Genomic DNA, 24,769 nt, shown 5'->3' with positions numbered 1-24,769 from the left:
ACGGATCGGCGCGCTGAGGCGGCGCGCGTACGCGCCGGCACGCCCTCCGACCGACACCGCTCCGGCTGGCCCGGGCCGGCCGGCGTCCCGGCCGGCGTCCCGACGGGTTCCGGCCGTCCCCCACGGCGGCCCTGCCCCGTCCCCCCGGTCGGCGGCCGACGCGAGTCCGCCGCCGACCGCCCTACCCTCGTCCGTACGACCCCAGGAGAGCTCCCCCATGAACCTGCCCTCCGACGCTGCTTCCTCCTCCGCACTCCGTCCCCCCGACGCCGTTTCGTCCCCACCTGCCTCCCCCGCCTCCCCGGACGCCCCCGGCGGCCTGGAGCGCGGGGTGCTCGGCACCGGTGACATCGTCTTCTTCGTCGTGGCCGCCGCCGCGCCGCTGACCGTGATGGCCGGCGTGGCACCGTTCGCGATCTCCTTCGGCGGCATCGGCACGCCGGTCGCCTACCTGGCCACCGGCGTGGTGCTGGCGCTCTTCGCGGTCGGCTTCACCGCCATGACCGCACACATCCGCAACGCCGGCGCCTTCTACGCCTACGTCACCCGCGGCCTCGGCCGGGCGGCCGGGCTGGGCGCGGCCCTGCTCGCGGTGCTGTCGTACAACGCCATCCAGATCGGCATGTTCGGCGCCTTCGGGTACTTCGCCCACACCACCGCCGCCGACCTGCTCGGGCTGGACCTGCCCTGGCCGGTCTGGGCCCTGTTCGGGGTCGCGGTGGTCTGGTTCCTCGGGTTCCGCTCGATAGACCTCGGGGCCAAGGTGCTCGGGCTGCTGCTGATCGCCGAGACCGGCATCCTGCTGGTGCTCGCCGTGGCGGTGCTGGCCAAGGGCGGGGCGCACGGGCTCAGCCTGTCCTCGTTCGCGCCGAAGCAGGTGTTCTCCGGCGGGATGGGCGGGGTGCTCGGACTCTCCTTCGCCGCCTTCATCGGCTTCGAGGCCACCGCGATCTACCGCGAGGAGGCCAGGCAGCCGCACCGGACCGTGCCGCGCGCGACCTACGCCGCGATCGCCTTCCTCGGGCTCTTCTACACCTTCGTCACCTGGGTGATCGTGCAGGCCTTCGGCGACACCGAGGCCGTCGCGACCGCCACCGCCGACCCGGCCGGGATGTTCTTCACCGCGATGACCGACTACGTCGGCGGCTGGGCGACGGACGTGCAGCGGGTGCTGATCGTGACCAGCCTGCTCGCGGCGCTGCTCGCCTTCCACAACACCATCACCCGGTACGGCTACGCGCTGGCCACCGAGCGGGCCGCGCCGGCCGCGCTCGGCCGGATCCACCCGCGCCACGGCTCGCCGTGGATCGGCGGCATCGCGCAGTCGGTGCTGGCGGCGGTGGCCGTCGGGGTCGCGGCGCTGATCGGGGCCGACCCGTACGACCAGTTCTTCCTCTGGGTGAACTCCCCCGGTGTGGTCGGCATCCTGGTGCTCCAGGCGCTGGCCGCGTTCGCGGTGTTCGCCTTCTTCCGCCGCAACCGGGCGGCCGCCGCGAGCGCCGGGGTGTTCCGTACGGTCGTCGCACCGCTGGCCGCCACCGTGCTGCTCTGCGGGGCCACCGTGCTGGTGGTGTGGCGGCTCGACCTGTTCACCAGTGCCGGGCCCGAGGTCAACTGGCCGCTGGTGGCGATCGTTCCGGTGGTGTTCCTGACCGGCGTCGGCATCGCCCTGCGGCTGCGGGCCCGGCGGCCGGAGGTCTACGCGCGGCTGGGGACCACCGGGGCCGGCGAAGGCTGAGCCACGGCTGCCCCGGTTGCCCCGGCGGCCTTGGTTGCCCCGGCGGCCTTGGTTGCCCCGGCGGCCTTGGTTGCGCGGGCTGCCCGGGCTCCTCACCGGGGCCGACCGCTCAGCCCTGGCCGACCGCTTCGGCGAGGAGCCGGTAGGAGTCGAACAGCGCGGCCCGGTCGTAGGTGCTGGTGCTGACCAGGAACTCGTCCGCCCCACTGCGCTCCACCAGCGCCCCAAGCTCGGCGGCGGCCTGCTCCGGGGTGCCCGCGATGTGGCCCTTGAGCGACTGCTCGTACGCGGCCCGCTCCCTTGCCGTCATCTCCCGGGCACGGACCTCGGCGGCGGGGGTCAGCGGCGGGAACTCCCCGTGGGTGCGCGAGTACGCGCCGGACCAGGCCTCCGGGACGAGCAGCTCACGCGCCCGCTCGGCCGTGTCGGCGACCGCCACCGTGCCCGAGACCACCACGTACGGCTCGGCGGACTGCGCGGAGGGGCGGAACCGGGTGCGGTAACGGTCGATCGCCGCGAGCATCCGGTCCTCCCCGCGCGCGGCGGCGATCACCAGTGGCAGCCCGGCATCGGCGGCCAGGTCGGCGCCCGCGCCGGTGGCCAGGACGAAGGCCGGAACGTGCAGGCCCTCGGCCGGGCGGGCGTGGACCCCGCGGTGCGCCTGCTGCGAGCCGTCGAAGTAGCCGAGAAGTTCGGCCAGCTGGGCGCCGAACTCGTCCGCGACGTCCTTCTCCCGCCCCAGCGCCCGCCGGACACCGTCGGTGAAGCCCACCGAGCGCCCGAGCCCCATGTCGATCCGCCCCGGGAACAGCGCGGCGAGCACCCCGAACTGCTCGGCCACCACCAGCGGTTGGTGGTTGGGCAGCATCACCCCGCCGGTGCCGACCCGGATCCGTGTGGTGGCCGACGCCACCGCCGCGGCGAGCACGGTGGGAGCCGATCCGGCCACCCCCGGCACGCCGTGGTGCTCGGAGACCCAGAACCGGTGGTAGCCGAGCCGCTCCGCCTCGCGGGCGAAGGCCACCGTGTCCCGCAGCGCCTGGGCCGGCTCCTCTCCCTGTCTGGTCCGGGAGCGGTCGAGCACGGAGAGCCTGGTCCTGGGCGCGGCACTGGTCACGCGGTGGACAACGCCCGCCCGTCGCACCGGCATTCCCGGGCTGCGGGGCCGGAGCCGAAGCCAGGGCCGGAACCGGAGCCGGAGCTGGAGCTGGAGCCGACGGCTCATGGTCCACGGCTCAGGAGCCCGCCCCGGGTATTCGGCGCCGGAGGGTGCCCGCGGCCTTGCGCCGCCCCCAGGGCTTGTACACCGACAGGATCACGTTGAACAGGTAGAGCGTCAGCGCCACCGCCGGGACGATCACGGTGTTGTAGCGGACGAAGCCGAGGTCAGCGACGGTGATCGGCCCGGTCGGATGGGCTTCCGTCACCCGCACCGCGTCGTGCAGCCGGGCGGTGAGGGCGAAGACGGAGGCCGCCATCGCCCCGAGCGTCAGCCAGAACTTGGTACTCACCCAGTAGTACCGGAACAGCCCCCAGGACGTGCCGAGCCCGAGCGCCACCCCGCTCAGGAAGGTGAGCAGGCTCAGCGGCAGGACCAGCGCGTCGCCGAGCAGGCCCATCGCCCGGTAGGCGGTGCGCAGCCGGTCGGCGTCCCCGGTCGTCAGCGCCGTCACCGCCAGGGTGAGCAGGCAGAGCATCAATGCCAGCCAGCTCACCGAGGCGACGACGTGCAGGACGACCAGGGGTTTGCGTGCCCCCGGTGGCAGGCGGCGGTCGGCGGACGGCCGCCTGCCACCGGACGCCGGGTCGGGCGCCACGACGGCGCCGGTGGGCGAGCGCACGGGCACCTCCTTCGAGTCGGGGCCATCAGGACGGCCCCAGGCTCTCCCGTCCGAGCCTCATCGGGCATCTGACGGTGGAAGTAACCTCGTCTACTCCCAGGCGAGTACGCACCCTCGGCAACCGCTGGGACCGCTACTCCCTCGGGAGCAGCGGTCCCAGCGGGAGCACCAGCGGGAGCGGCACCACGGCTCAGTCGGTCACCGCGAACCCCTGCTCCGCGCCCAGCCGCTGCAGCGAGGCCTGCCCCGGAATCCCGTCCGCCGCCCCCGCCTGGTACCCGCAGCGCCGCTGCCAGGCGGCGTACGCGGAGACCGTCAGGCTGCCGAACGAGCCGTCCGCCCACCGTTGGTCGAGCAGCCCCTCGTCGACGAGCGCCTGCTCCACGATCGCCACTTCGGCCCCGTACGTCAGGTGCCCCTGCGCGGCCCCCGGATCGGACTGGGCGGCCGCGATCACGTGGGAGACCGAGACGGTCCGCTGCCCGGGCAGGTAGCCGAGCAGCCGGCGCAGCGAGCCCTCGCCGGGGACGCCGTCCGCCGCCTGCCCGGAGTAGCCCAGACTCCCCTGGTAGTCCGCGTAGTTCGCGGTGTCCGCGTCGGTCCAGTCCGGGCCGGGGCCGGAGCGGTAGTGGCTGCCGAAGCCGTGCGAGACCAGCGCCCGTCCGACCGTCGTCACCTGATAGCCCTGGGCGCCGTAGCCGTACCCCAGGCCGTTGATGCTGACCTGGTAGCGGGCGGGCGTGGCCGGGGGCACCGGGTGCTGCTGCGAGGGCGGGATGTCCGGGGAGCCGCCCGTGAAGTCGGGCCAGGTGCCGGGGTCGGTGTGGTCGTTGAAGGGCACGTGGGCGTGCGCGTACCAGCCGCCGCAGGTCTCCCAGGCCCGCTCGTCGCGGTGGCCGGAGAAGTCGGCCGGCCGGCCCATCGGCCATACGTCGGGCACGCCCCAGGAGGAGATCCAGGCGTGGATCCGGTCCCAGCCCGCGCACGGGGTGTCGACGAGCCGCGGGTAGGTGCCGCCCCGGTAGCGGCAGTAGGGGAAGAACACCGCCTCGATCTGGATCACCACCCGCCCGGCCCGGTTGGTGCGGGTCGGGCTCTGGGCGGGGCTGAGCAGGCTCTTCGAGCGGGAGTCGGCCGGGAACAGCTGGGTGGCGCGGCCGCTGAACGGGTCCCAGACCAGGTGCGGCGCGCTCCCGGCGCCGCTGCCGGTGAAGTAGCCGACCAGGTCCTCGTAGGAGCACCAGTCCTGCGGCGCAGCGGCGGTGGCGTTGCGGTCCCAGGTGATGTGGGCGATGGCCTTCGGCGGGTACTGCTGGTCGGTCGGCGCGTGATCGCCGAGGTCGTGGACCTCGGCACCGGGCAGCCACAGTTCGGGCATCGTGGTCTCCTCCGAACGGCGTGAGGGCATCACCTCGGGTATCGGCAGGTACGGCTCGCGGATTGACCCCGAGGGCGCAAATGGGCGGCGGTGAACCCCGTGAGCCCGCCCGGCCGTTCGACTCTGCGGAGGGTATTCGCCTCCGTGTGCGATTCGGGCGCCCGTGCGGGGACGGCCGATCGCGCGGCGAGGGGCGCATTTCACCCCGCCGAGGCCCGGCTGTCAATCGTTGACATCACAAGTGGTCTAGTCCACGGTGGTCGGCGGACCGGTCCGAGCCGACGCCCGGGGCTTCCGTGCGCGCTCAACTCGCAACCGTGGAACCGAATCTGACGATCCGACGGAGAAACCCGCACCATGCAAAGAGTCTGCCTCGCCCTGCCCACCATGCGCCCCTGCCCCGACACCATCGTGGACCTCGCCGAGGAGGCGGCCTACGCCGTCGAGAACTTCGGGGTCGAGGTGCACCTCCTCATCCTCGACACCACCGACGCCGTCGAGTTCGCGAAGAACGCGGGCGCGGTGGCCGCGCTGGAGCCCACCCCCGGCGTGTTCGTCCACCACCTCGGCGAGGCGCAGCAGCGGGAGTTCCTGCACCGGGCGAGCGTGCGCTCCGGCGCCGCCGACCCCGAACTGCTGCTCGACCTGATGCTCCCGCGGGCCGTCGCGTACGGTTCCTGCGTCAACCGGCTCTTCCTGGGCGCGGCCGCCCTGGACTGCACCTCGGTGCACCTGCGCAACGACGACGCCGACTTCCAGGTCCTCGACGGCCGGAAGGTCTTCCCGATCCACCACGAGCTGCTCTCGATCGGCCGGCCGGCCGGCGAGGCGGCGGCCGGGGTGTCCCGCTCCGTGCTCGACCCGGCCGACGCGGACAAGCCGGTGATGCTGGTCGCCGGCTCCTTCGTCGGCGAACTCTGCGTGGACATCAGCGAGATGCACGACCTGGACCCGGACGTCTACCGCGAGGTGGTGCGCCTGTGGGCCCCGCCGGTGTGGTCGGACGAGGAGAAGGACGCGATGGTGGACGTCTCCTTCAAGGGCGCCGACTCCGAGCCGTTCAGCACCGACGAGTCCGTCCTCGGCGTGCCCGACATCTGGGACGTCTTCATGTGCAACACCGCCCTGGACCACCGGGCCTACGAGGTGCTGCCACTGCTGCCCTCGATCGAGACGATCGGCAGCGACTACGTCCTGCTGCACGCCCTGGTCCACTCCGGGATGCCCGGCGTCGTCCACAACCGGCACATCGTCAACTACTACACGCCCGAACGCCGCACCGGCGCCGGCTTCATCGCCTACCAGACGCGGTTCGTCAAGTTCCTGCTCTCGATGCTGTACCTGTACCCGGTCTACGGCGGGATGATCGACCTCGGCCGCGGTCTGCTGGACGAGCGGCACGGGCTGAGGATCGAGCCGATCCTCGACCTGGCGCGGGGCAGCGTCGACTGGGACCAGGCCGGGAACGAGCACTGCCTGGACGTCCTGGACCGCTCCTACCGCAAGCTGGGCGGCAAGTACGCCGAGCTCGCGGACGCGGTGGCCGGGCAGCGGCAGCAGCTCCTGGACGAGGCGCAGGAGGACGCCAGGCGCTGGGTGGTGCTGGTGGAGGCCTGGGCGGCACTGGTGGCCGCCGCCCGCGCGGAGGGGCTCGGCACCGCTTCCGGGGTCTCGGCCAGGTGAGCGAGGACCTCCGGATCCGGCTCCTGGCCGACGGTGACTGGGACGCCGTGGTCGCGCTGGAGCACGACGCCTACGCCGCCGACGGCCTGTCGGAGGGCCGGGAGGCGCTCCAGTCCCGCGCCCTCGGCTCGCCGGAGACCTGCTTCGTCCTGGAGCACCACGGCGCCGTCCGCGGCTACCTGCTGAGCCTGCCGTACCCGCCGCTGCGCTGCCCGGACCTCGCCCGGCCGGAGGACGGGGCCTTCGCCTCGGACAACCTCCACGTGCACGACCTGGTGATCGCCGAGGAGCTGCGCGGACGGGAGGTCGCGCTGGGGTTCATCCGGCACTTCCGGTCGCACGCGGAGGAGCTGGGCTACGAGCGGATCTCGATGGTCGCGGTGCGCGGCGCGGACATCCTGCTGCGGCTGCTCGGCTACCGGGCGCACCGGGAGGTGGCGGTCCCGGCCTCCTACGGGCGGCGCGCCGTCTACATGTCGATGCCGGTGCGCTGACCTGCGGGGATACGTGGACGAATGATCACTCTTTCGGCCTAGTTTCAACCCGGTTCGGACGGCGGGGATCACCCCATCGGGTGAAGCTGGTGGCGGCTGCGCCGTACGCGCAGCCGCCGGCAGCACCCGCCCGTACGCCCGAGGGAGAAGCGCATGAAGGCCGCCGTCGTCCGCGATTTCACCGCACCGCTGACCATCGAGGACCACCCGGTCCCCGAACCGGCTGCGCACCAGGTCCGGGTCCGGATCGAGGCCTCCGGTCTCTGCCACACCGACATCCACGCCGCCCACGGCGACTGGCCGGTCAAACCCAGCCCGCCGTTCGTCCCCGGGCACGAGGGCGTCGGCATCGTGGAGGCGGCCGGCGCGCAGGTCCGGCACGTCCGGGTCGGCGAGCGGGTCGCCATCCCCTGGCTCGCGGACGCCTGCGGACGCTGCGACCAGTGCGTCACCGGCTGGGAGACGCTCTGCCTCCAGCAGCACAACAGCGGCTACTCGGTGGACGGCGCCTACGCCGAGTACGCGCTCGCGCACGGCGACTACGTCGTCCCCGTCCCGGACGGCACCGACCCGCTGGACGCCGCCCCGCTGTCCTGCGCGGGCGTCACCACCTACAAGGCGCTCAAGGTCTCCGGCGCCGGCCCCGGCACCCGGGTACTGGTCTCCGGCATCGGCGGGCTCGGTCACCTGGCCCTCCAGTACGCCCGGATCTTCGGCGCCGAGACCATCGCCGTCGACGTCACCGACGACAAGCTCGCCCTGGCCCGCGAACTCGGCGCCGACCACGTCCTCGACGCCCGCACCCAGGACGTCGCCGCCGAGGTCCAGGCCCTCGGCGGCGCCCACGCCGCGATCGCCCTCGCCGTCAGCAACGCCTCCTTCCAGGCCGCCTACGGTGCCCTGCGCCGCGGCGGCACCCTCGTCCTGGTCGCCCTCCCGGCCGGCGGCAAGCTCGAACTCCCGGTCTTCGAGACGGTGCTGAACGGCACCAAGGTGATCGGGTCGATCGTCGGCACCCGCGAGGACCTCGCCGAGGTCTTCCGGCTGCACGCCCTCGGCCGCACCCGGGTGATCCGCGAGACCCGCAGGCTGGAGGACGTGAACGCCTGCTTCGAGGAGGTGCTGAGCGGCAAGGTCTCCGCCCGCCTGGTCTTCGACCTGCGCTGACTCCCCCCTCTTACGACTGGACCGCGCCGCGAACACCGGTGCCGCGCCGCAGGCACCGGTGCCGCGCCGCGAAAACCGGCGGCGGGCCCGGCCCGACGGCGGGCACAATGCCCCGATGCCGCCGCTGTTGCACGCCGTCGCCCGCAATCCCGCCCTGCCGCCCGACCTCCTCGGGCGGCTGCTCGACGCCGCCGACGCCGACGAGGAGCTGGCCTGCGCCCTCGCGGAACGGACCGACCTCGACCCGGCACAGGTCCGGCGGCTCGCCGAAGGCCACCAGGAGGCCGCCGTCCAACTTGCCGTCGGCGGCCTGCTGCGCGCGGAGGACGTCGATCCGGCCGCCCGGCCCGACGCCGCGCTCGCCCTGCTGGACCAGGGACGCGGGACACCGGCCTGGGCCCCGCTGCTCGCCCTCGCGCCGAACCGCCACCTGCGGATACGGCTCGCCTCCTGCCCCGGGCTCCCGGACGGGGCCGCCGAGGTCCTCGCGGCCGATCAGGACACCGACGTGGTGGCCGAACTCGGCCTCCACACCCGGCGCCCCGACCTGCTGGGCCGGATCGCCCGGCACCCCGAGGCCGAGGTGCGGCTCTGGGTCGCGGCGAACGAGACGGCCCCGCCGCAACTGCTCACCACCCTGCTGACCGACCACGACGCCCGGGTCCGCGCCCAGGCGGCCGGCAACCCCGCCACCCCCGGGCCTGCCGCCGCCGGGGCCCTCACCGACCTGCCGCCGGTCCGGCAGCGGCTCGCCGCGCACCCCGGACTGCCCGCCGGGCACTACCACCGGCTCGCCGAGGACGACAGTCCCTGGGTTCGGTGCGTCCTCGCCGAGAACCCCGGGATCGACCTGCCGCTGATGCACCGGCTCGCCGCCGACCGGGACGACCAGGTCCGGCGCCGGCTGGCCCACCACCCGTCCGTCCCGCTCGACCTCCTCGGGCGGCTCGCTGTCACCGTCCGGATCGGCCCGGCCCTGCTCCCCCGGATCGCCGCTGCCGGCCCGGAGGAACTCACCGCCCTCGCGGCCTCGCCGGAGCCCCGGGTGCGGATGCTCGTCGCCCGGCACCGCGGCCTGCCCGGGCCGCTGCGCGACCGGCTGGCCGGGGACCGGGACGCGAGCGTGGTGACGTCCGTCGCCCCGCACCCGGGCCTCACGCCCGCGCTGCTCACCGGCCTGCTCGACCGGTTCGGCAGCAAACTGGCCACCGCCCTGGCCGCCAACCCCGACGCCCCGGGCACCCTGCTCGACCGCATCGCCGCCGCCGAACCCGTACCCGCCAAGGCCCTGCGAGCCGTCGCCGCCCACCGCCACGCCACCCCGGGCGCCCTCGCCCGCTGCCTGGCCTCCCCCGACCCGCGCACCGCCGAGGCCGCCGCGCGGAACCCGGCGCTGCCGCCCGAGGTCCTGAGGGCGCTGGTCCGGTAGCGCCCGGCCGGGCCCGGTTCGTCCGGGTGGGGTTGCAGTTGCGTCTCCGTTCCGTTCGGCGTGGGTACGAACCGGGCGTCGGTCCGGGATGGTGGAGGCGACCACTCGTGCGGCAAGGGGAGTTGCCATGGGGGACGGCCGGGGGCCCGAAGGGGCCGTGGTGACGGCGCTGCTCGACGACGGGCCGCATCAGGCGGTCGCGGACGTGGTGCGGGCGCGGCTGCGGATGGTGCCGGAGGGGGCGCGGGCCCTCACCGCGGCCGAGGCGAGCCCACAGGACCCGCAGGCCCGGGCGCTGCTGACCGCCGCCGTGGCCCACCTGCTGGCCTCCGACCCGGCGTTCGCCCAGTACCTGGCCACCACGGCGCTGGGGCGGCCCGCCGGCCCGCGGACCGTCCAGCTCCGCACCGGCCCGGCCGGTCCGCCACCGCCGAAGGGCCCCGCCACCGTCCAGCTGCGGACCGGCCCACGGCCGGAGAGCCCGGGCACCGTCCAGCTGCGGGTGGACCCGGGGGCCGCCCGCGCCGGGCTGCTCACCGGCAGACGGAGCAGCACCGGGATCCTGGTGGCCCTCGCCCTGGTGCTGATCGCCGCGCTGGTGGCGCTCGGCATCCACCTGGGCTCGCGCCCGCTGCTGAAGCCGGGCGGGCCCGGCCTGGCGCACGCCGCGCAGCCGCTGCGGGACCCGGCGCTGGTCCAGGGGGTGCTGCCCGACGAGGGGGCGATGCCCAGCGGCTGGCGGGTGCAGCGGGCCGCGGAGTCGGGGACGGGGACGGCCGACCCGGCCCGGTGCCTGCTGCCGGACTCCTGCGACCAGCAGCTCGCCTACGCCACCGTGACGTTCGGCGCGGCCTCGGTGCAGACCGTGGAGTTCGGCGTGACCGCCTTCGCCTCCCCCGAGGCCGCCGCCCGCGCCTTCGACACCGTGCTCGAACGCACCGGCGGCGAGGAGGCGACGGCGGTGGCCGTCCCGCGGATCGGCGACCGGAGCGCCACCCGCACCCTCGGCACCGGCACGGCGGTCGCGCTGGTCCGGGTCGGCAGCGTGCTGCTGATCGTGCGGGACGAGGGGCCCGGCGCCGCCCTCACCGCGCCCGGACTCACTCTCTTCGCCGGGCTGTTCGCCGACCGCGCCCGGCAGGCGCAGGACGGCCGCACCCCGGACGCCTCCGCCCGCGGGACGGCCGGCTGAGCCCGGAGTGACGGGCTGAGCGCGGAGTGACGGGCTGACCGTCGGGGCTTGCCGAGGCAGCCGAGGACGGTCGCCACCGCGCACGCCCGGACGAACCCCACCCCGGCGTGTTCGGCCCATGAACCCGGCTGCCCCGTACCCCCGCACCTCACTCCCCGTTCGAGGCTCCCACTCCGCGCCCCGCGGAGCGGGCCGAGGCCCTGGTCAGCCCGGAGATGCGGCCGGCCCCACCCCATCCTGGGCCCGGCCCCGGACCGCGACGGCAGTCGGATCCCGGCCGGAACCGGAGCGCGCAACCCCGGAAGCGCCCCCACCAGGCCGTCGCCCGAATGCATGTATCGCTCTCTTGACTGGCGTCACCGAGGCGCCATACTGGCCTCACTCCCCGCTCGCCCGATGAGGTGCCCGCCCATGGAGCTCTCTCCCTCCGCGCACGTGGACACGTTCTGCCGAGACCACCTTCCGCCCTTCGACCAGTGGCCGGAACTCCTCTTCGAACTACCGGAGTTGGCCTACCCCGACCGTCTGAACTGCGCCGCCGCCCTGCTCGACGACACCATCGCCCTCTTCGGCCCCGACCGCCGCTGCCTGCTCACCCCGACCGAGCAGTGGTCCTACGGCGAACTGCGCGACCGCGCCGACCGGATAGCCCGCCTGCTGACCGAGGACCTCGGCCTCGCCACCGGCAACCGGGTCCTACTGCGCGGCCCCAACACCCCCTGGCTGGCCGCCTGTTGGCTCGGTGTACTGAAGGCCGGCGGGGTGGTCGTCACCACCATGCCGCTGCTGCGCGCCGCCGAGCTGACCGAGCTGCACGGCATCGCCGGGCCCGTCCTCGCCCTGTGCGACCACCGGTTCCTGGACGAGCTGCACGCCGCGGCCACCCCCGGTCTGCGCATCCTCCGCTACGGCGGCGGCGGACCCGAGGACCTCACCACCCGCTGCGCCGCCAAACCCGCCGGCTTCACCGCCGTCCCGACCGCCGCCGACGACGTCGCGCTGATCGCCTTCACCTCCGGCACCACCGGCCGCCCCAAGGCCACCCTGCACTTCCACCGCGATGTGCTCGCCATCGCCGACACCTTCTCCCGCCACCTGCTGCGCCCCACCCCCGAGGACCTCTTCGCCGGCACCCCGCCGCTCGGCTTCACCTTCGGTCTCGGCGGCCTGCTGGTCTTCCCGCTGCGGGCGGGCGCCGCCAGCCTGCTGCTGGAGCAGGCCACCCCCGACCAGCTCGCCGAGCAGGTCCGCCGGCACCGGGTGAGCGTGCTGTTCACCGCGCCGACCGCCTACCGGGCGATCCTGGCCGCCGGGCTGGCCGACCGGCTGGCCGGGGTGCGGCGCTGCGTCTCGGCGGGCGAGCCGCTGCCCGCCGCCGTCTGGCAGGCCTTCCACGCGGCCACCGGGCAGCGGCTGATCGACGGCATCGGCGCCACCGAGCTGCTGCACGTGTTCGTCTCGGCCGCCGACGAGGAGATCCGCCCCGGAGCCACCGGCCGGCCGGTGCCCGGCTTCCGGGCCGCGGTCCTGGACCGGCAGGGCCGCCCGGTGCCGGACGGCGAGCCCGGGCTGCTCGCCGTCAAGGGCCCGACCGGCTGCCGCTACCTGGACGACGAGCGCCAGCTCGACTACGTCCGCGACGGCTGGAACCTGACCGGCGACACCTATGTCAGGGACCACGACGGCTACTTCTGGTACCGGGCCCGCAACGACGACATGATCGTCTCGGCCGGCTACAACATCGCCGGGCCCGAGGTGGAACAGGCCCTCGCCGCCCACCCCGACGTGGCCGACTGCGCGGTGGTCGGCGCGCCGGACGAGCGGCGCGGCGCGGTGGTCAAGGCGTACGTGGTGCTGCGCGCCGGCGTGCCGGCCGGGCCCGAGACGGTGCGCGCCGTCCAGGAGCACGTCAAGCGCACCATCGCGCCCTACAAGTACCCTCGGGCGGTGGAGTTCGTGCCCGAGCTGCCGCGCACCGCGACCGGCAAGCTGCACCGCGCCGAGCTGCGCCGGCTGGCCGCGCTGACCCCGGCCAGCGTCACCGTCGAGCGCCGGGTGGAGTGGTCCGACACCGACGCCGCCGGGCACTACCACTTCTCCGCCGTGCAGCGCTGGGCCGAGGCCGCGGAGGCGGCCCTGCTGCGCCGGCTCGGGCTGGCCGACCTGTTCGGGCGGATCCCTCGGGTGCACTTCGAGGCCGACTACCGCGAGCGGCTCTGGTTCGGCGACCTGGTCCGCACCGAGCTGCGGGTGGTCCGGGTCGGCGGCTCCTCGCTGCACTACGCCTTCGAGGTGCACGGCCCGCACGGCCTGGCCGCGAGCGGGCGGATGTCGGTGGTGCACGCCGCGCCGCACGCCGCGGGTGCCGAGCCCTGGCCCGCGCAGGTCCGCCGCACCCTGGCGGAGTCCGGGCCGCAGCGCCCCGAGGTGCTCGCATGAGTGCGGCACCGCGCCTCACCGGCGGCACGGGCAGCGCGCCGCGCCCCGCGCGGATCGCGGTGATCGGCGCCGGCCCCGGCGGGCTCTACTTCGCCGCCCTGGCCAAGCAGCTGGCGCCCGGCCGGGAGCTCACCGTCTTCGAACGGGACGGCCGGGAGCACGAGTCCGGCTTCGGCGTGGTCTTCTCCGACGAGACCCTGGACGGCATCGCCAGGGCCGACCCGCAGGTCTTCGCCGCGATCAGCGCCGAGTTCGCCCGCTGGAGCGACATCGACATCCGCTACGCGGGCGAGGTCCGCACCAGCGGCGGCCACGGCTTCGCCGCCCTGGACCGCAACCGGCTGCGCGCCATCCTGCAACGGCGCTGCGCCGAACTGGCGGTGGACGTGCGCTACCGCACCCCCGCCCCGCCCGTCGACCGACTGGCCGCCGAGTACGACCTGGTGGTGGCCGCCGACGGCATCCACTCCGGCACCCGGGCCGCCCACCCGGAGAGCTTCCGCCCCGAGCTGGACGAGCGCCACTGCCGCTACATGTGGCTCGCCACCGACAAGGTCTTCGAGGCCTTCACCTTCATCGTCGAGCGGTACGACTTCGGCGTGCTCCAGGTGCACGCCTACCCGTACAGCGCCACCCGCTCGACCTTCATCGTCGAGGCGGCCGCGGACGCCTGGCGGCGTGCGGGCTTCGAGGCGCTCGCCGCACCGGAGCCGGCGCGCGGCGAGAGCGACCTGGCGAGCGTACGGCGCTGCGCGGAGCTGCTCGCCGGACACCTGGACGGCCACCGGCTGATCCCCGACGCCTCCCGGTGGATCCGCTTCACCACGGTCCGCAACGCGAGCTGGCGCCACCGCAACGTGGTCCTGCTCGGCGACGCCGCGCACTCGGCGCACTTCTCGATCGGCTCGGGCACCAAGCTCGCCCTGGAGGACGCCCTCGCGCTGGCCGCCGCACTGGGCGAACAGCCCACCCTGGAAGGGGCGCTGGCCGCCTACGAGGCCGAGCGGCGCCCGGTGGTGGAGTCCACCCAGCGCGCCGCGCAGGCCAGCCTGGAATGGTTCGAGACCATCGGCCGGCGCACCGGGCAGGGCGTCGACACGTTCGCCCTCAACCTGCTCACCCGCAGCCGGAGGGTCACCTACGGCAACCTCGGGGCCCGCGACCCGGCCTTCGTGGCGGCCGTGGACGCCGCCTCCGGCGGCCCGCCCGGGGTGCCGCCGATGTTCCGGCCGCTCAAGCTGGCCGCGCTGGAGCTGCGCAACCGCGTCGTGGTGCCCCCGCTGGCCACCTTCACCTCCCCCGACGCGCTGCCCAGCGGCTTCGACCGGGCCCAGCTGACCGGGCACGCGCTCGGCGGCGCCGGACTGGTCCTCGCCGGGATGACCGCGGTCGGCCCCGAGGGCCGGGCCACCGACCGCTGCCCCGGCCTGTGGACCGACCGCCAGGAGGCGGCCTGGCGCGAACTCCGCGCCGCGGTGCGGGCGGTGAGCGACACCCCGGTCGGCATCCAGCTGACCCACGCCGGCCGCCGGGGCGCGACCACCGCCCCCGGGCCCGACGGCATCGGACGCCCGCTCGCCGACGGCTGGCCGCTGATCGCCCCCTCGGCCATCCCGTGGGATCCGGACAGCCCGGTACCGCATGAGGCGAGCGAGATCCAACTGGCCGCCGTCACCGCGGACTTCGCCGCCGCCGCCGAGCGGGCCGGCCGGGCCGGCTTCGACGCGCTGGAGCTCCAGTTCGGGCACGGCCACCTGCTCTCCGCCTTCCTCTCCCCGCTCACCAACCACCGCACCGACCACTACGGCGGCCCGCTCGCCCACCGGCTGCGGCTGCCACTGGAGGTGCTGACGGCGGTGCGCGCCGTCTGGCCGCCCGGGCGGCCGCTGCTGGTGCGCGTCTCGGCGAGCGACTGGGCGCCCGGCGGCACCACCGAGGACGAGGCCGTGGCGATCTGCCGCGCGCTCGCCGGAGCCGGGGCGGACGCGGTGGACGTCTCCACCGGCGAGGTGGTGGCACACCAGCGGCCGCCGTACGGGCGCGGCTACCAGACGCCCTTCGCCGAGCTGATCCGCACCGCCACCGGCCTGCCGACCGTCGCGGTCGGCGCGATCTCCGGCCACGACGACGCGAACTCCGTGCTGGCGGCCGGCCGGGCCGACCTGGTCGCGGTCGGCCGGGCTCAGCTGTACGACCCGCTCTGGACCCTGCACGCCGCCGCCGAGCAGGGCCACACCGGGCCCGGCGCCCGGTGGCCCGAACCCTGGCGGGCGGGCAGCCGCAGGCCGCCGGGCCCGAACGCCGACCGGGTCGCACCACGCCTGCACCTGCTGCGCGAGCCACCCGCCCCCGTCCACCGCCGCTGGTCACCGCCGCTTACCGAGGAGTGACGAGAGCCATGCCCCACCTGCCCCGCTTCACCGCCGCCGCCGTCCAGGCCGCGCCGGTCTACCTGGACCCGGCCGCCACCGTCGACAAGGCCGTCGCGCTGATCCACGAGGCGGCCCGGCACGGCGCCGGGCTGGTGGTCTTCCCCGAGGTCTTCGTGCCCGGCTACCCGTACTGGAACTGGACCATGAACCCGGTGCAGGGCTCGCCCTGGTTCGAGCGCCTGTACCGCGCCGCCGTGGACGTCCCCGGCCCGTACGTCGACACCCTGCGCGCCGCCGCCCGGCAGGCCGGCGTGGTGCTGGTGATCGGGATCAACGAACGCGGCCGGACCGGCGTCGGACGGCTGTACAACACTCTGCTGATCATCGACGCCGACGGTGAACTGCTCAGCGTTCACCGCAAGTTGATGCCGACCTGGGCCGAGAAACTGACCTGGGCACAGGGCGACGGCAGCACCCTCACGGTGCACCCCACCCCGGTCGGCCCGCTCGGCGCGCTGGCCTGCGGCGAGAACACCAACCCGCTGGCCCGCTTCACGCTGCTGGCCCAGGGCGAACTCGTCCACGCCGCCTGCTACATCGCGCTGCCGGTGGGCCCCGAGGACTACGACATGGCGGACTCCATCGCGCTGCGCACCGCCGCGCACTGCTTCGAGGGCAAGGTGTTCTCGGTCGTCTCCTGCTCCACGATCTCGCCCGAGATGGTGGACCTGATCGCCGGCGACGACCCCCAGGTCCGCAAGCAACTCTCCCGCCCGCACAGCGCGTTGTCCGGGATCTTCGGCCCTGACGGCCGCGCCGTCACCGAACCGCTGGTGGACGAGGAGGGGATCGTCTACGCCGAGATCGACCTCGGCCGCTGCATCCAGCCCAAGCAGATGCACGACATCGTCGGCCACTACAACCGCTTCGACGTCTTCCGGCTGCACGTGGACAACCGCCCGCTGCGGCCGCTGGAGTTCCCCGAGGAGGAGGCATGACAGGTTCCGACGCCACCCAGGACCACGGCGCCGCCCAGGACCACGACGGCGCCACGCACCACGACGACGACCGGATCGGCCGGGCCCGGGTCACCGAAAGCCCCGAACTGATCGCCTACTACTAGGAGTTGGCTGAACACGAGGCCGGTGCCCTGTGGACGGTGGCGAACGAGATCGAGCCCTGGTACCCCCAGCCGAAGTCCGTCCCGGTGCTCTGGCGCTACGCCGACCTCCGCCCGCTGGTGCGCAAGGCGCTGCCGCTGGTGAAGGCCGACGACGCCGGACGCCGGGTGGTGATGCTGGTGAACCCCGGCCGCCGCGAACTGAGCGCCGCCGTCGGCCTGCTGTACACCGGCCTGCAGATCATGGGCCCCGGCGAGGCGATGACCGCCCACCGCCACCAGGCCTCCGCCCTGCGCTTCGTCCACGAGGGCACCGGCGCCTGGACCGTCATCGACGGGCAGAAGCTCAAGGTCGGCCCGCGCGACTTCGCGATCACCCCCAACAACACCTGGCACGAACACGGCAACGAGGCCGAGGACGCCCCGGTGATCTGGCAGGACGGCCTGGACATCCCGCTGGTCAACACCCTCGACGCCAACTTCTACGAGGTCCACCCCGAGCTGTACCAGCGGCCCGGACCGGTCACCGGCTCCTCGCTGCTCAGCTACGGCGGCAATCTGCTGCCGTACGGCGTCGAGAAGTGGACCCGGCCCTACTCGCCGCTGCTCGGCTGGCCCTGGGAGCCCAGCTACGAGGCGCTGTGCCGGCTCGCCCGCGCCGCCGAGGGATCCCCCTACGACGGCGTGATCATGGAGTACGCCAACCCGGTCACCGGCGGCCCGGTGATGCCGACCATGTCCGCCCACCTGCAACTCCTGCGCCCCGGCCAGGCCACCCGCGCCCACCGGCACACCGGCTCGGTGGTGTACACCGCGGCCAAGGGGCGCGGCGCCTCGGTGATCGCCGGGCAGCGCTTCGAGTGGCAGCAGGGGGACGTCTTCGTCGTCCCGTCCTGGGCCTGGCACGAACACGCGAACCTCGACCAGGGCGAGGACGCCTGCCTGTTCTCCTTCGACGACTTCCCGGTGATGCACTCGCTCGGCCTGTACCGCGAGGAGTCCCACCCGGACGGGCACCAGCCCACCACCACCGCCTGACCAGGAGCCTCACCGCCATGCACCTGCTGACCTACCGCGCCGACGACGACGGCACCGGCACCGCGGCACCGCGCCTCGGCGCCAGGATCGACGGCGACCGGGTCGCCGACCTGACCGCCCTCGCCACCGCCGCGGGCACCCAACTGCCGCCCGACCTCCTCGGGTTGATCCGCGCCGGGGAACCGGCCCTGGCCACCGCCCGCGAACTGCTCGCCGGCAGCCCCGCCACCAGGCCGCTCGCCGAGGTGTCGCTCTGCGCGCCGCTGCGCCCCGGCAAGATCGTCGGCATCGGCCTCAACTACGTGGAGCACGTGGCCGAGTCGCACCGCACCCTGGACACCGAACGCGAACTGCCCGACCGTCCCGTGCTGTTCGGCAAGCCCTCGACCGCCGTGACCGGACCGGGCGCACCCGTCCTGCACAACGCCGACCTCACCGAGCAGCTCGACTGGGAGTGCGAACTCGCCGTGGTGATCGGCGCACCCGCCTTCCGGGTGGCCGAGGCCGACGCGCTGCGACACGTGTTCGGCTACAGCATCGTCAACGACATCAGCGCCCGCGACCAACGGCGTTCCGGGCAGTGGTTCTTCTCCAAGGGCCAGGACAGCTACGCGCCCTTCGGCCCGGTCGTGGTCACCGCCGACGAGATCCCCGACCCGCAGCGGCTCGACCTCTCGCTGAAGGTCAACGGCGAGACGCGGCAGGACTCCAACACCCGGCACATGCTGTTCGGCGTCGCCCGGCTGATCGCCGACATCTCCTCCGGCGTCACCCTGGAACCGGGTGACGTGATCTCCACCGGCTCCCCCTCGGGCGTCGGCGCCGGGATGGTGCCCCCACAGTTCCTCCGGCCCGGCGACCTCGTCGAGGCCACCATCGAACGGATCGGCACGCTCGCCAACCCCGTGATCGACGCCCGCTGACCCGTCCAGGACCCGCCCGGGACAACGTCCGGGGCTCGTCCAGGCCCCGTGAAAGGACCGTCCGTCCGATGACCACCTACCGGATCGGCCAGATCGTCCCGAGCTCCAACGTCACCATGGAGACCGAGGTACCCGCCCTGCTGCGGGCCCGCGAGGCGGTCGCCCCCGAGCGGTTCACCTTCCACTCCAGCCGGATGCGGATGACCAGGGTCACCCCCGAGCAACTGCGCGCCATGGACGGCGAGTCCGACCGCTGCGCCGTCGAGCTCTCGGACGCCAGGATGGACGTGATCGGCTACGCCTGCCTGGTCGCCGTGATGGCCACGGGGCCCGGGTACCACCGCGAGGCCGAGCGGCGGCTGCACCTGCGCACCGTCGACAACGGTGCCCCCGCACCCGTGGTCACCAGCGCCGGCGCCCTGGTCGCCGGGCTGCACGAACTCGGGGCCGGGAAGATCGCCATGGTCACCCCCTACCTGCGGCCGCTGGCCCGGACGGTGGTCGACTACCTCGCCGCCGAGGGCATCGAGGTGCTCGACCACGCCGCCCTGGAGATCGCCGACAACCTGGACGTGGCCGCCCACGACCCGGCCCGGCTGCCCGCGATCGCCCGCGCGCTCGCCTACGCGGACGCGGACGCGGTGGTGCTCTCGGCCTGTGTGCAACTGCCCTCGCTGTCCGCCGTCGAGGAGGCCGAGCAGCAGTTGGGCAAACCGGTGGTCTCGACCGCCGTCTGCACCACCCACCAGCTCCTGCGGGCCCTCGGCCTGCCCGCCTTCGCGCCCGGGGCCGGGCACCTGCTCTCCGGCGCCTACGCGTAGGCCCGACCGCCATCCGGGCCCGACCTCAACCGGGCCCGACCTCCACCCGGGTCAGCCCGCCCGCAGCACCACCTACACGCGGCACCGGGGCCGCCGCTATGATCGCCAGCAACCTTCGGGGAGGAGGCTTCACGCATGTCGGAGAGCACACCCCGGCCGAGTTCCCTGATCCACACCGTCTACGGCGAGTTCGTCCGCCGGCTCGGCGGCTGGATATCCATCGCCGACCTGATCGCCCTGCTGGCCGAACTGGACGTCGACGGCCAGGCCGTCCGCTCGGCGACGTCCCGGCTGAAGAAGGCCGGCACCCTGCTCCAGGAGCGCCGCGCGGGCACGGGCTACCGGCTGGCACCCGCGATGGATCCGGTCTTCGAGGAGGGCGACCGGCGGATCTTCCACAGCCTGGAGCCCGCCCGGCTCGCCGACGGCTGGGTGGTGGCGGTCTTCTCGGTGCCCGAGTCCGCCCGCGCCCACCGCCACCAGCTGCGCTCCCGGCTGAGCTGGCTCGGCTTCGGCAACGCCGCCCCCGGGGTCTGGCTGGCACCCGCCCGGATGCTGCCGGACGCCCGCCGGACGCTGGACCGGCTCGGGCTGAGCGCCTACGTCCACCTGTTCCTCTCCGCCGAGTACGCCGGATTCGCCGATCTCCCTACCGCGGTGGCGAGTTGGTGGGACCTACCCGCGATCGAGGCGCAGTACGCGGCCTTCGCCGACGCCTGGCGCCCGGCCGCCGAGGAGCTGCGCGGCGGCTCCCCGGTCGACCCGGCCGAGGCCTTCCGCGACTACGTGCCGATGCTCACCCGGTGGCGCCGGCTGCCGTACCTGGACCCGGGGCTGCCCGCACCACTGCTGCCCGCCGACTGGAACGCCGTGCCGGCCCGCGCGGTGTTCACCGAGTTGCACGCACTGCTCGCCGAGCCCAGCCTGCGGTACGTCGAGAAGGTCACCGGGCTGTCCCGCATCCTGGAGCCACGATGACCGACCCCGCCCCCGCCGACCTGCTGATCCGCGCCGCCGCCGTGCACACCCTGGTGCCCGGCGAGCCGCCCCGCCGGGCGGTGGCCGTCACCGGCGGCCGGATCACCGCCCTCGCCGCCGCACCCGACGGGCTGGACGCCCTGATCGGCCCCGCCACCGAGGTGGCGGACGCCCCGGACTCGACGGTGCTGCCCGCCTTCGACGACACCCACACCCACCTGGTCCTGGCCGGGCACAGCGTCCACGGCGTGCCCGTCCACCGGGCCCGCGACCTGGCCGGGTTCCTCGGCCTGATCCGCGAGCGTGCCGCCCGCACTCCCGCCGGGCAGTGGGTCCACACCACGGTCAACTGGCAGGAGGTGCTGCTGGCCGAGCAACGGATGCCCACGACCGGGGAGTTGGACGACGCGACGGCCGAACACCCGGTGCTGGTGCGCCGCGGCGCGTACAACATGGTGCTCAACTCGGCCGCGCTGCGGCTGGCCGGGATCACCGCGGCCACCGAGGCGCCGCCCGGCGGCGTGATCGAACGCGACGAGCACGGGCGGCTCACCGGCCGGCTGGTCAACCGGGCGGTGGAGCTGGTCGAACGGGTGCTGCCGCGCCCGACCCTCGCCGAGCGGATCGAGGGCCTGCGCGCCGCCTCCGCCGGCTACGCCGCGACCGGGATCGGCACCGTCCGCGACTGCCTGGTCCCGGTCGAGGACCTCGACGTGCTGGACGCCGCCCGGGCCGGGGGCGCCCTCGCCGTCCGGGTCAGGGCCCTGGTCTCCGGTTTCGCCGCCCGCACCCCCGAGCAGGTGGACGCCCTGCTGGACCGGATGGACGACTGGCGCGCCGACGGCCGGGACGACGACCGACTGCGGCTCTGGGGCGTCAAGTTCGGCATCGACGGCGGCTTCGAGGCGGGCGCGGTGGAGGAGCCGTACCAGGGGCAGCCGTGCTACCACGGCCGACTGCTCTGGGAGCCGGCCGAGCTGCTCGCGGCGGTGGACCGGGTGGTGGAGCGCGGCCGGCGGGTCGGTGTGCACGCCTGGGGCGACCGGGGCCTGCGGGTGCTGCTGGACGTCTTCGAGCAGGTGCTGGAACGCCGCCCCGGCCTGCCGCCCGGCACGCTGGTGGTCGAGCACGGCGGCCTGGCCCGCCCGGAGCAGCGGGCCAGGGCGGTCGCCCTCGGCATCCCGGTGACGGTGCAGCACCCGCTGCTGCACGACGGCGCGCTGACCCAGCAACGGGCCTGGGGCGAGGAGCGCACCGCCGCGCTCTTCCCGCTGCGCGAGTGGCTGGACGAGGGCGCGCTGATCACCGGCGGCTCGGACTTCCCGGTCGGCCCGTACGGCGCGATGGTGTCGGTGTGGGGCATGACCACCCGGGGCACCACGGCCGGGGTGGTCGGGCCCGAGCACGCGATCGGCCGGGCCGAGGCGATCGCGCTGCACACCGTGAACGCGGCCCGGCTGACCGGCGAGAGCGCCGTGCGCGGCAGGCTGCGGCCGGGATCGTTCGCCGATCTCACGGTGTGGCCGCGCGATCCGCTGGACTGCCCGGTGGACGCGCTGCGCGAGCTGATGCCCACCCGCACGGTGGTCGACGGCCGCACCACGCACCGGAGCTGACGAACCGTCAGGCTGCTGCGAGTTCCCGCAGGTCGATGCCGCGGTGCAGTGCCCGCAGGTCCTGGTGCAGCGTGGACGGCGGGACGGCGAGCACCCCGCAGCGGGCCCGGTTCAGGCAGTGCCGGGTGACCGATCGGCGCAGCAACCGGCGCAGCGCGGACCGGAGGTCGCCCTGTTCGCCGGTGCTGACCACCAGCAGGTCGCCGGGGCGGTCGGCGAGCCCGGGCAGCACCTTGGCCGCCTCCCCGCGCAGGACCAGCGGCTGCACCGGAACGCCGATCGGCAGGCCACCGAAGGCCTCGTCCAGCGCACGCTCCATCCGTGCCTCGGCGAGTTCCTGCCAGGCGCGCAGCAGCGGCGGGCACGGCCGGGCGCGGTAGTTGCGCTCGCCGCCGACCGGCGTCCAGATGAGCACCGGGACCAGGACGGCCTCCCGGACCCGGGCCTCCTCCGCCGCCCGGTGCAGGGCGGTCAGGCTGTGCAGGGAACCGCTGACTCCGACGATGACGCGGGCGCCGTCCGACATGATCCTTCGCTTTCCAGTGTCAAATCTCTTCGATGTCTGCGATTAGATTGCCATCATCTCAGTTGAGCCTGCAAATCGAAGGTATTCACTGAATATCACCTTGCATCGCTCGGCATATCCATGCCCCGGCCGGCCGACACCCTCACCTCTTGGAGCAGCCCCCAGGTGAAGTCGGCCTCGCAGGGGTGCGGCCGCCCGTCGGCGCCCGGCGCCTCGAAGTCCAGCCGGAACCTGGTCGGCGCACTCCCCTCGCGCGGCACGGCGGGCGGGAACGCGGCCCCCACGTCGCCCACCACACAGCTCCACGGGGTCAGGTCCGCCGACGTGCGCAGCACGGGCGCCGGGGCGTCCGCCGCCCGCACCAGCCACTCGTTCAGCAGCGGGGCGCCGGCCTCCGCCGGGCCGAGCAGGATCTCGAAGCGCAGGTCCGGCCAGAGCGGCAGCACCCACTGCCGCGCGGTGCAGGCGAGGTCCCCGATCCGGCGCGGCACGCTCGCCCCGGCCGGCCCGAGCACGGCGGCGTACCGGGCGCCACCGTGCGGGAACCGGGGTGCGCGGACCATCGCCTGCCAGCGCTTGTTGGCCTCCCGCATCGAGGTCCTGGTGGCGCCGAGCCGCCGCACCGCCTCCTCGACCAGCCCGGGCTGGAACTCGGTGACCCCGAAGCCGTCGATCGCCATACCCGCAGCCTAGACCTTTCGATTCGAGCATGTGTTCGAATCAGGGCGTACGCTTGGCCCCATGCACGGCACCGTCCACCTCCAGCCCTCGCTGTTCGACGACGCCGACCGCAGCGGCATCCGCCTCGGCCCGCTCGACGGCCTGCGGCGGCAGCGGCTCGGCGACGGCGCCTGGCTGGACCTGCTCCCCGGCTGGCTGCACGGGGCGGACGAGCTGTTCGAACAGCTGGCCGGCACCGTGCCCTGGCGGGCCGAGCGCCGCGAGATGTACGAGCGGACGGTGGACGTCCCACGCCTGCTGGCCTCCTACCCGGCGCGGGCCGAGCCGCCGCACCCGGCGCTCGGCCTTGCCAGGGCGGCGCTGAGCCGGCACTACGCGCAGGAGCTGGGCGAGCCGTTCCGCACCCTCGGCCTCTGCTACTACCGGGACGGCCGGGACAGCGTGGCCTGGCACGGCGACCGGATCGGGCGCGGCGCCCGCGAGGACACCATGGTGGCGATCCTCTCCGTCGGCGAGCCACGCACCCTGGCGCTGCGGCCCCGGTCCGGCGGCTCGGCGGTCGTCCGCCATCCGCTCGGCCACGGCGACCTGGTGGTGATGGGCGGCTCCTGCCAGCGCACCTGGGAGCACGCGATCCCCAAGACGGCCCGCCCGGTGGGCCCGCGGATCAGCGTCCAGTTCCGGCCGCACGGGGTGTCCTGACCCCCACTTGCCGCGCACCCGCCGGACGCGGAGGCTGGCAGACGGGGCCGGTGGCAACCGGGCGCCGGACGGCGGCCGCCGGGCACCCGGCCCGCCAGGAGGGACGCATGCCGAAGCCGGGCACCTACCACGCCGGCGTCCCGTGCTGGGTCGTGCTCACCACGCCGGACCCCGCACGGGCGCAGCGCTTCTACGGCGCGCTGTTCGACTGGGAGTTCGTCCCGACCGGCCCCGCCGAGACGGTCGCCACCCGGTACGGCGTCCAGGTCGCGGCCGTCGAACCGTCCGACCCGTCCGCCCCGCCCGCCGTCTGGACCACCTTCCTCGCCTGCCCCGACCCGCCGCGCACCGTCGCCGCCGTCCGGGCGGCCGGCGGCCGGGCCCTCCGCGAGCCGTACGAGGTGCCGGAACTGGGCCGCGCCGCACTCGCCGTCGACCCGCTCGGCGCCCGCTTCGGGCTCTGGCAGGCGGGCACCGTCGACGGCGCCGGACTGGTCGACGAGCCGGGCGCGCTCGCCTGGAACGAGCACCTCTCCCCCGACCCCGAGGCCGCCCGCGCCTTCTACCGCACCGTCTTCGGCTACACCTACGACCGGCCGCGGGCCGGCCACGCCCTCGCCAGGGTCGCCGG

General features: G+C 74.7%; 22 protein-coding genes and 1 pseudogene. 18 read left to right on the top strand and 5 right to left on the bottom strand.

The window, feature by feature from the left end; genetic code table 11:
• Positions 1–217: 217 nt before the first annotated feature.
• Complete coding sequence (locus tag BU198_RS21880; protein WP_188298559.1) at positions 218–1,738, top strand: APC family permease; 1,521 nt, start codon at positions 218–220, stop codon at positions 1,736–1,738.
• A gap of 109 nt (positions 1,739–1,847) precedes the next feature.
• On the opposite strand, the gene BU198_RS21875 is transcribed toward BU198_RS21880, so the two are convergent.
• The 3 genes from BU198_RS21875 to BU198_RS21865 form a co-directional block, all read right to left on the bottom strand.
• On the bottom strand, positions 1,848–2,855 hold the full coding sequence (locus BU198_RS21875; RefSeq protein WP_317620249.1) for an LLM class flavin-dependent oxidoreductase: 1,008 nt from the start codon (positions 2,853–2,855) through the stop codon (positions 1,848–1,850).
• A 118-nt stretch (positions 2,856–2,973) separates the two neighbouring features.
• Positions 2,974–3,579: a DUF2269 domain-containing protein gene (locus BU198_RS21870; RefSeq protein ID WP_317620248.1), complete on the bottom strand. Its 606-nt coding sequence runs from the start codon at positions 3,577–3,579 to the stop codon at positions 2,974–2,976.
• A gap of 190 nt (positions 3,580–3,769) precedes the next feature.
• Positions 3,770–4,957: a peptidoglycan-binding protein gene (locus tag BU198_RS21865; protein ID WP_188298557.1), complete on the bottom strand. Its 1,188-nt coding sequence runs from the start codon at positions 4,955–4,957 to the stop codon at positions 3,770–3,772.
• Between the two features lie 357 nt (positions 4,958–5,314).
• Here BU198_RS21865 and BU198_RS21860 point away from each other — a divergent pair, with 357 nt between their 5' ends.
• The 15 genes and pseudogenes from BU198_RS21860 to BU198_RS21800 all read left to right on the top strand — a co-directional run bounded on the left by BU198_RS21860 (position 5,315) and on the right by BU198_RS21800 (position 22,229).
• Positions 5,315–6,640: a DUF6271 family protein gene (locus BU198_RS21860; RefSeq protein WP_188298556.1), complete on the top strand. Its 1,326-nt coding sequence runs from the start codon at positions 5,315–5,317 to the stop codon at positions 6,638–6,640.
• Positions 6,637–7,134, top strand: a complete 498-nt coding sequence (locus BU198_RS21855; protein ID WP_188298555.1) for a GNAT family N-acetyltransferase — start codon at positions 6,637–6,639, stop codon at positions 7,132–7,134. Before BU198_RS21860 ends, BU198_RS21855 begins: the two co-directional genes overlap by 4 nt.
• 153 nt (positions 7,135–7,287) lie before the next feature.
• Positions 7,288–8,301: an alcohol dehydrogenase AdhP gene (adhP, locus tag BU198_RS21850; RefSeq protein WP_188298554.1), complete on the top strand. Its 1,014-nt coding sequence runs from the start codon at positions 7,288–7,290 to the stop codon at positions 8,299–8,301.
• Positions 8,302–8,416: 115 nt separating this feature from the next.
• On the top strand, positions 8,417–9,730 hold the full coding sequence (locus BU198_RS21845; RefSeq protein WP_188298553.1) for a hypothetical protein: 1,314 nt from the start codon (positions 8,417–8,419) through the stop codon (positions 9,728–9,730).
• A 127-nt stretch (positions 9,731–9,857) separates the two neighbouring features.
• On the top strand, positions 9,858–10,922 hold the full coding sequence (locus tag BU198_RS21840; protein WP_188298552.1) for a hypothetical protein: 1,065 nt from the start codon (positions 9,858–9,860) through the stop codon (positions 10,920–10,922).
• 411 nt (positions 10,923–11,333) lie between these two features.
• Positions 11,334–12,932, top strand: a pseudogene (locus BU198_RS21835) (AMP-binding protein); the annotation flags it as partial.
• A gap of 45 nt (positions 12,933–12,977) precedes the next feature.
• On the top strand, positions 12,978–13,361 hold the full coding sequence (locus BU198_RS42355) for an acyl-CoA thioesterase (protein ID WP_317620250.1): 384 nt from the start codon (positions 12,978–12,980) through the stop codon (positions 13,359–13,361).
• The gene (locus tag BU198_RS21830; RefSeq protein WP_188298550.1) at positions 13,358–15,751 is read left to right on the top strand and encodes an FAD-dependent monooxygenase; all 2,394 of its coding nucleotides are present in this window, start codon (positions 13,358–13,360) and stop codon (positions 15,749–15,751) included. Before BU198_RS42355 ends, BU198_RS21830 begins: the two co-directional genes overlap by 4 nt.
• Positions 15,752–15,759: 8 nt before the next feature.
• Positions 15,760–16,731 (top strand): carbon-nitrogen hydrolase family protein, encoded by a 972-nt coding sequence (locus BU198_RS21825; protein ID WP_188298549.1) that lies wholly within the window; start codon positions 15,760–15,762, stop codon positions 16,729–16,731.
• Positions 16,728–16,856: a hypothetical protein gene (locus tag BU198_RS43380; RefSeq protein ID WP_262987053.1), complete on the top strand. Its 129-nt coding sequence runs from the start codon at positions 16,728–16,730 to the stop codon at positions 16,854–16,856. The genes BU198_RS21825 and BU198_RS43380 overlap by 4 nt, the downstream gene beginning before the upstream one ends.
• A 3-nt stretch (positions 16,857–16,859) precedes the next feature.
• Positions 16,860–17,891: a cupin domain-containing protein gene (locus BU198_RS21820; protein WP_223244748.1), complete on the top strand. Its 1,032-nt coding sequence runs from the start codon at positions 16,860–16,862 to the stop codon at positions 17,889–17,891.
• A 17-nt stretch (positions 17,892–17,908) separates the two neighbouring features.
• Positions 17,909–18,814 carry a fumarylacetoacetate hydrolase family protein gene (locus BU198_RS21815; protein WP_188298548.1) on the top strand — a complete coding sequence of 302 codons (906 nt, stop codon included), beginning with the start codon at positions 17,909–17,911 and terminating at the stop codon, positions 18,812–18,814.
• 68 nt (positions 18,815–18,882) lie between these two features.
• Positions 18,883–19,635 carry an Asp/Glu racemase gene (locus BU198_RS21810; protein WP_317620247.1) on the top strand — a complete coding sequence of 251 codons (753 nt, stop codon included), beginning with the start codon at positions 18,883–18,885 and terminating at the stop codon, positions 19,633–19,635.
• Between the two features lie 135 nt (positions 19,636–19,770).
• Positions 19,771–20,613 (top strand): PaaX family transcriptional regulator C-terminal domain-containing protein, encoded by an 843-nt coding sequence (locus tag BU198_RS21805; protein ID WP_188298547.1) that lies wholly within the window; start codon positions 19,771–19,773, stop codon positions 20,611–20,613.
• The gene (locus tag BU198_RS21800) at positions 20,610–22,229 is read left to right on the top strand and encodes an amidohydrolase (protein ID WP_188298546.1); all 1,620 of its coding nucleotides are present in this window, start codon (positions 20,610–20,612) and stop codon (positions 22,227–22,229) included. Before BU198_RS21805 ends, BU198_RS21800 begins: the two co-directional genes overlap by 4 nt.
• Before the next feature lie 7 nt (positions 22,230–22,236).
• Here BU198_RS21800 and BU198_RS21795 read toward each other — a convergent pair whose 3' ends face one another.
• Both BU198_RS21795 and BU198_RS21790 read right to left on the bottom strand, forming a co-directional pair.
• A complete protein-coding gene (locus tag BU198_RS21795; RefSeq protein ID WP_188298545.1) occupies positions 22,237–22,755 on the bottom strand; it encodes a universal stress protein in 519 nt (172 codons plus the stop codon).
• A gap of 95 nt (positions 22,756–22,850) precedes the next feature.
• On the bottom strand, positions 22,851–23,435 hold the full coding sequence (locus BU198_RS21790; protein WP_188298544.1) for a hypothetical protein: 585 nt from the start codon (positions 23,433–23,435) through the stop codon (positions 22,851–22,853).
• 61 nt (positions 23,436–23,496) lie between these two features.
• Here BU198_RS21790 and BU198_RS21785 point away from each other — a divergent pair, with 61 nt between their 5' ends.
• Positions 23,497–24,138, top strand: coding sequence for an alpha-ketoglutarate-dependent dioxygenase AlkB (locus BU198_RS21785; protein ID WP_188298543.1), 642 nt, complete (start codon positions 23,497–23,499; stop codon positions 24,136–24,138).
• Positions 24,139–24,245: 107 nt separating this feature from the next.
• Positions 24,246–24,769: VOC family protein (locus BU198_RS21780; RefSeq protein ID WP_317620246.1), on the top strand; the 524-nt coding region annotated here is incomplete at its 3' end.

It is taken from the genome of Streptomyces sp. CBMA156, from assembly GCF_014596515.1.
In the GTDB taxonomy this organism is placed as follows: Bacteria; Actinomycetota; Actinomycetes; order Streptomycetales; family Streptomycetaceae; genus Kitasatospora.
Note: the sequence above shows the minus strand (reverse complement) of the source record. Positions and strands in the feature narration are given on the sequence as shown.

Bases quoted from the DNA above. Each gene is read 5' to 3' on its own strand.
- BU198_RS21880 (WP_188298559.1), top strand. From the start codon at position 218: ATGAACCTGCCCTCCGACGCTGCTTCCTCCTCCGCACTCCGTCCCCCC.
- BU198_RS21865 (WP_188298557.1), bottom strand. From the start codon at position 4,957: ATGCCCGAACTGTGGCTGCCCGGTGCCGAGGTCCACGACCTCGGCGAT.
- BU198_RS21860 (WP_188298556.1), top strand. From the start codon at position 5,315: ATGCAAAGAGTCTGCCTCGCCCTGCCCACCATGCGCCCCTGCCCCGAC.
- adhP (WP_188298554.1), top strand. From the start codon at position 7,288: ATGAAGGCCGCCGTCGTCCGCGATTTCACCGCACCGCTGACCATCGAG.
- BU198_RS21845 (WP_188298553.1), top strand. From the start codon at position 8,417: ATGCCGCCGCTGTTGCACGCCGTCGCCCGCAATCCCGCCCTGCCGCCC.
- BU198_RS21840 (WP_188298552.1), top strand. From the start codon at position 9,858: ATGGGGGACGGCCGGGGGCCCGAAGGGGCCGTGGTGACGGCGCTGCTC.
- BU198_RS21830 (WP_188298550.1), top strand. From the start codon at position 13,358: ATGAGTGCGGCACCGCGCCTCACCGGCGGCACGGGCAGCGCGCCGCGC.
- BU198_RS21825 (WP_188298549.1), top strand. From the start codon at position 15,760: ATGCCCCACCTGCCCCGCTTCACCGCCGCCGCCGTCCAGGCCGCGCCG.
- BU198_RS43380 (WP_262987053.1), top strand. From the start codon at position 16,728: ATGACAGGTTCCGACGCCACCCAGGACCACGGCGCCGCCCAGGACCAC.
- BU198_RS21815 (WP_188298548.1), top strand. From the start codon at position 17,909: ATGCACCTGCTGACCTACCGCGCCGACGACGACGGCACCGGCACCGCG.
- BU198_RS21810 (WP_317620247.1), top strand. From the start codon at position 18,883: ATGACCACCTACCGGATCGGCCAGATCGTCCCGAGCTCCAACGTCACC.
- BU198_RS21805 (WP_188298547.1), top strand. From the start codon at position 19,771: ATGTCGGAGAGCACACCCCGGCCGAGTTCCCTGATCCACACCGTCTAC.
- BU198_RS21800 (WP_188298546.1), top strand. From the start codon at position 20,610: ATGACCGACCCCGCCCCCGCCGACCTGCTGATCCGCGCCGCCGCCGTG.
- BU198_RS21795 (WP_188298545.1), bottom strand. From the start codon at position 22,755: ATGTCGGACGGCGCCCGCGTCATCGTCGGAGTCAGCGGTTCCCTGCAC.
- BU198_RS21790 (WP_188298544.1), bottom strand. From the start codon at position 23,435: ATGGCGATCGACGGCTTCGGGGTCACCGAGTTCCAGCCCGGGCTGGTC.
- BU198_RS21785 (WP_188298543.1), top strand. From the start codon at position 23,497: ATGCACGGCACCGTCCACCTCCAGCCCTCGCTGTTCGACGACGCCGAC.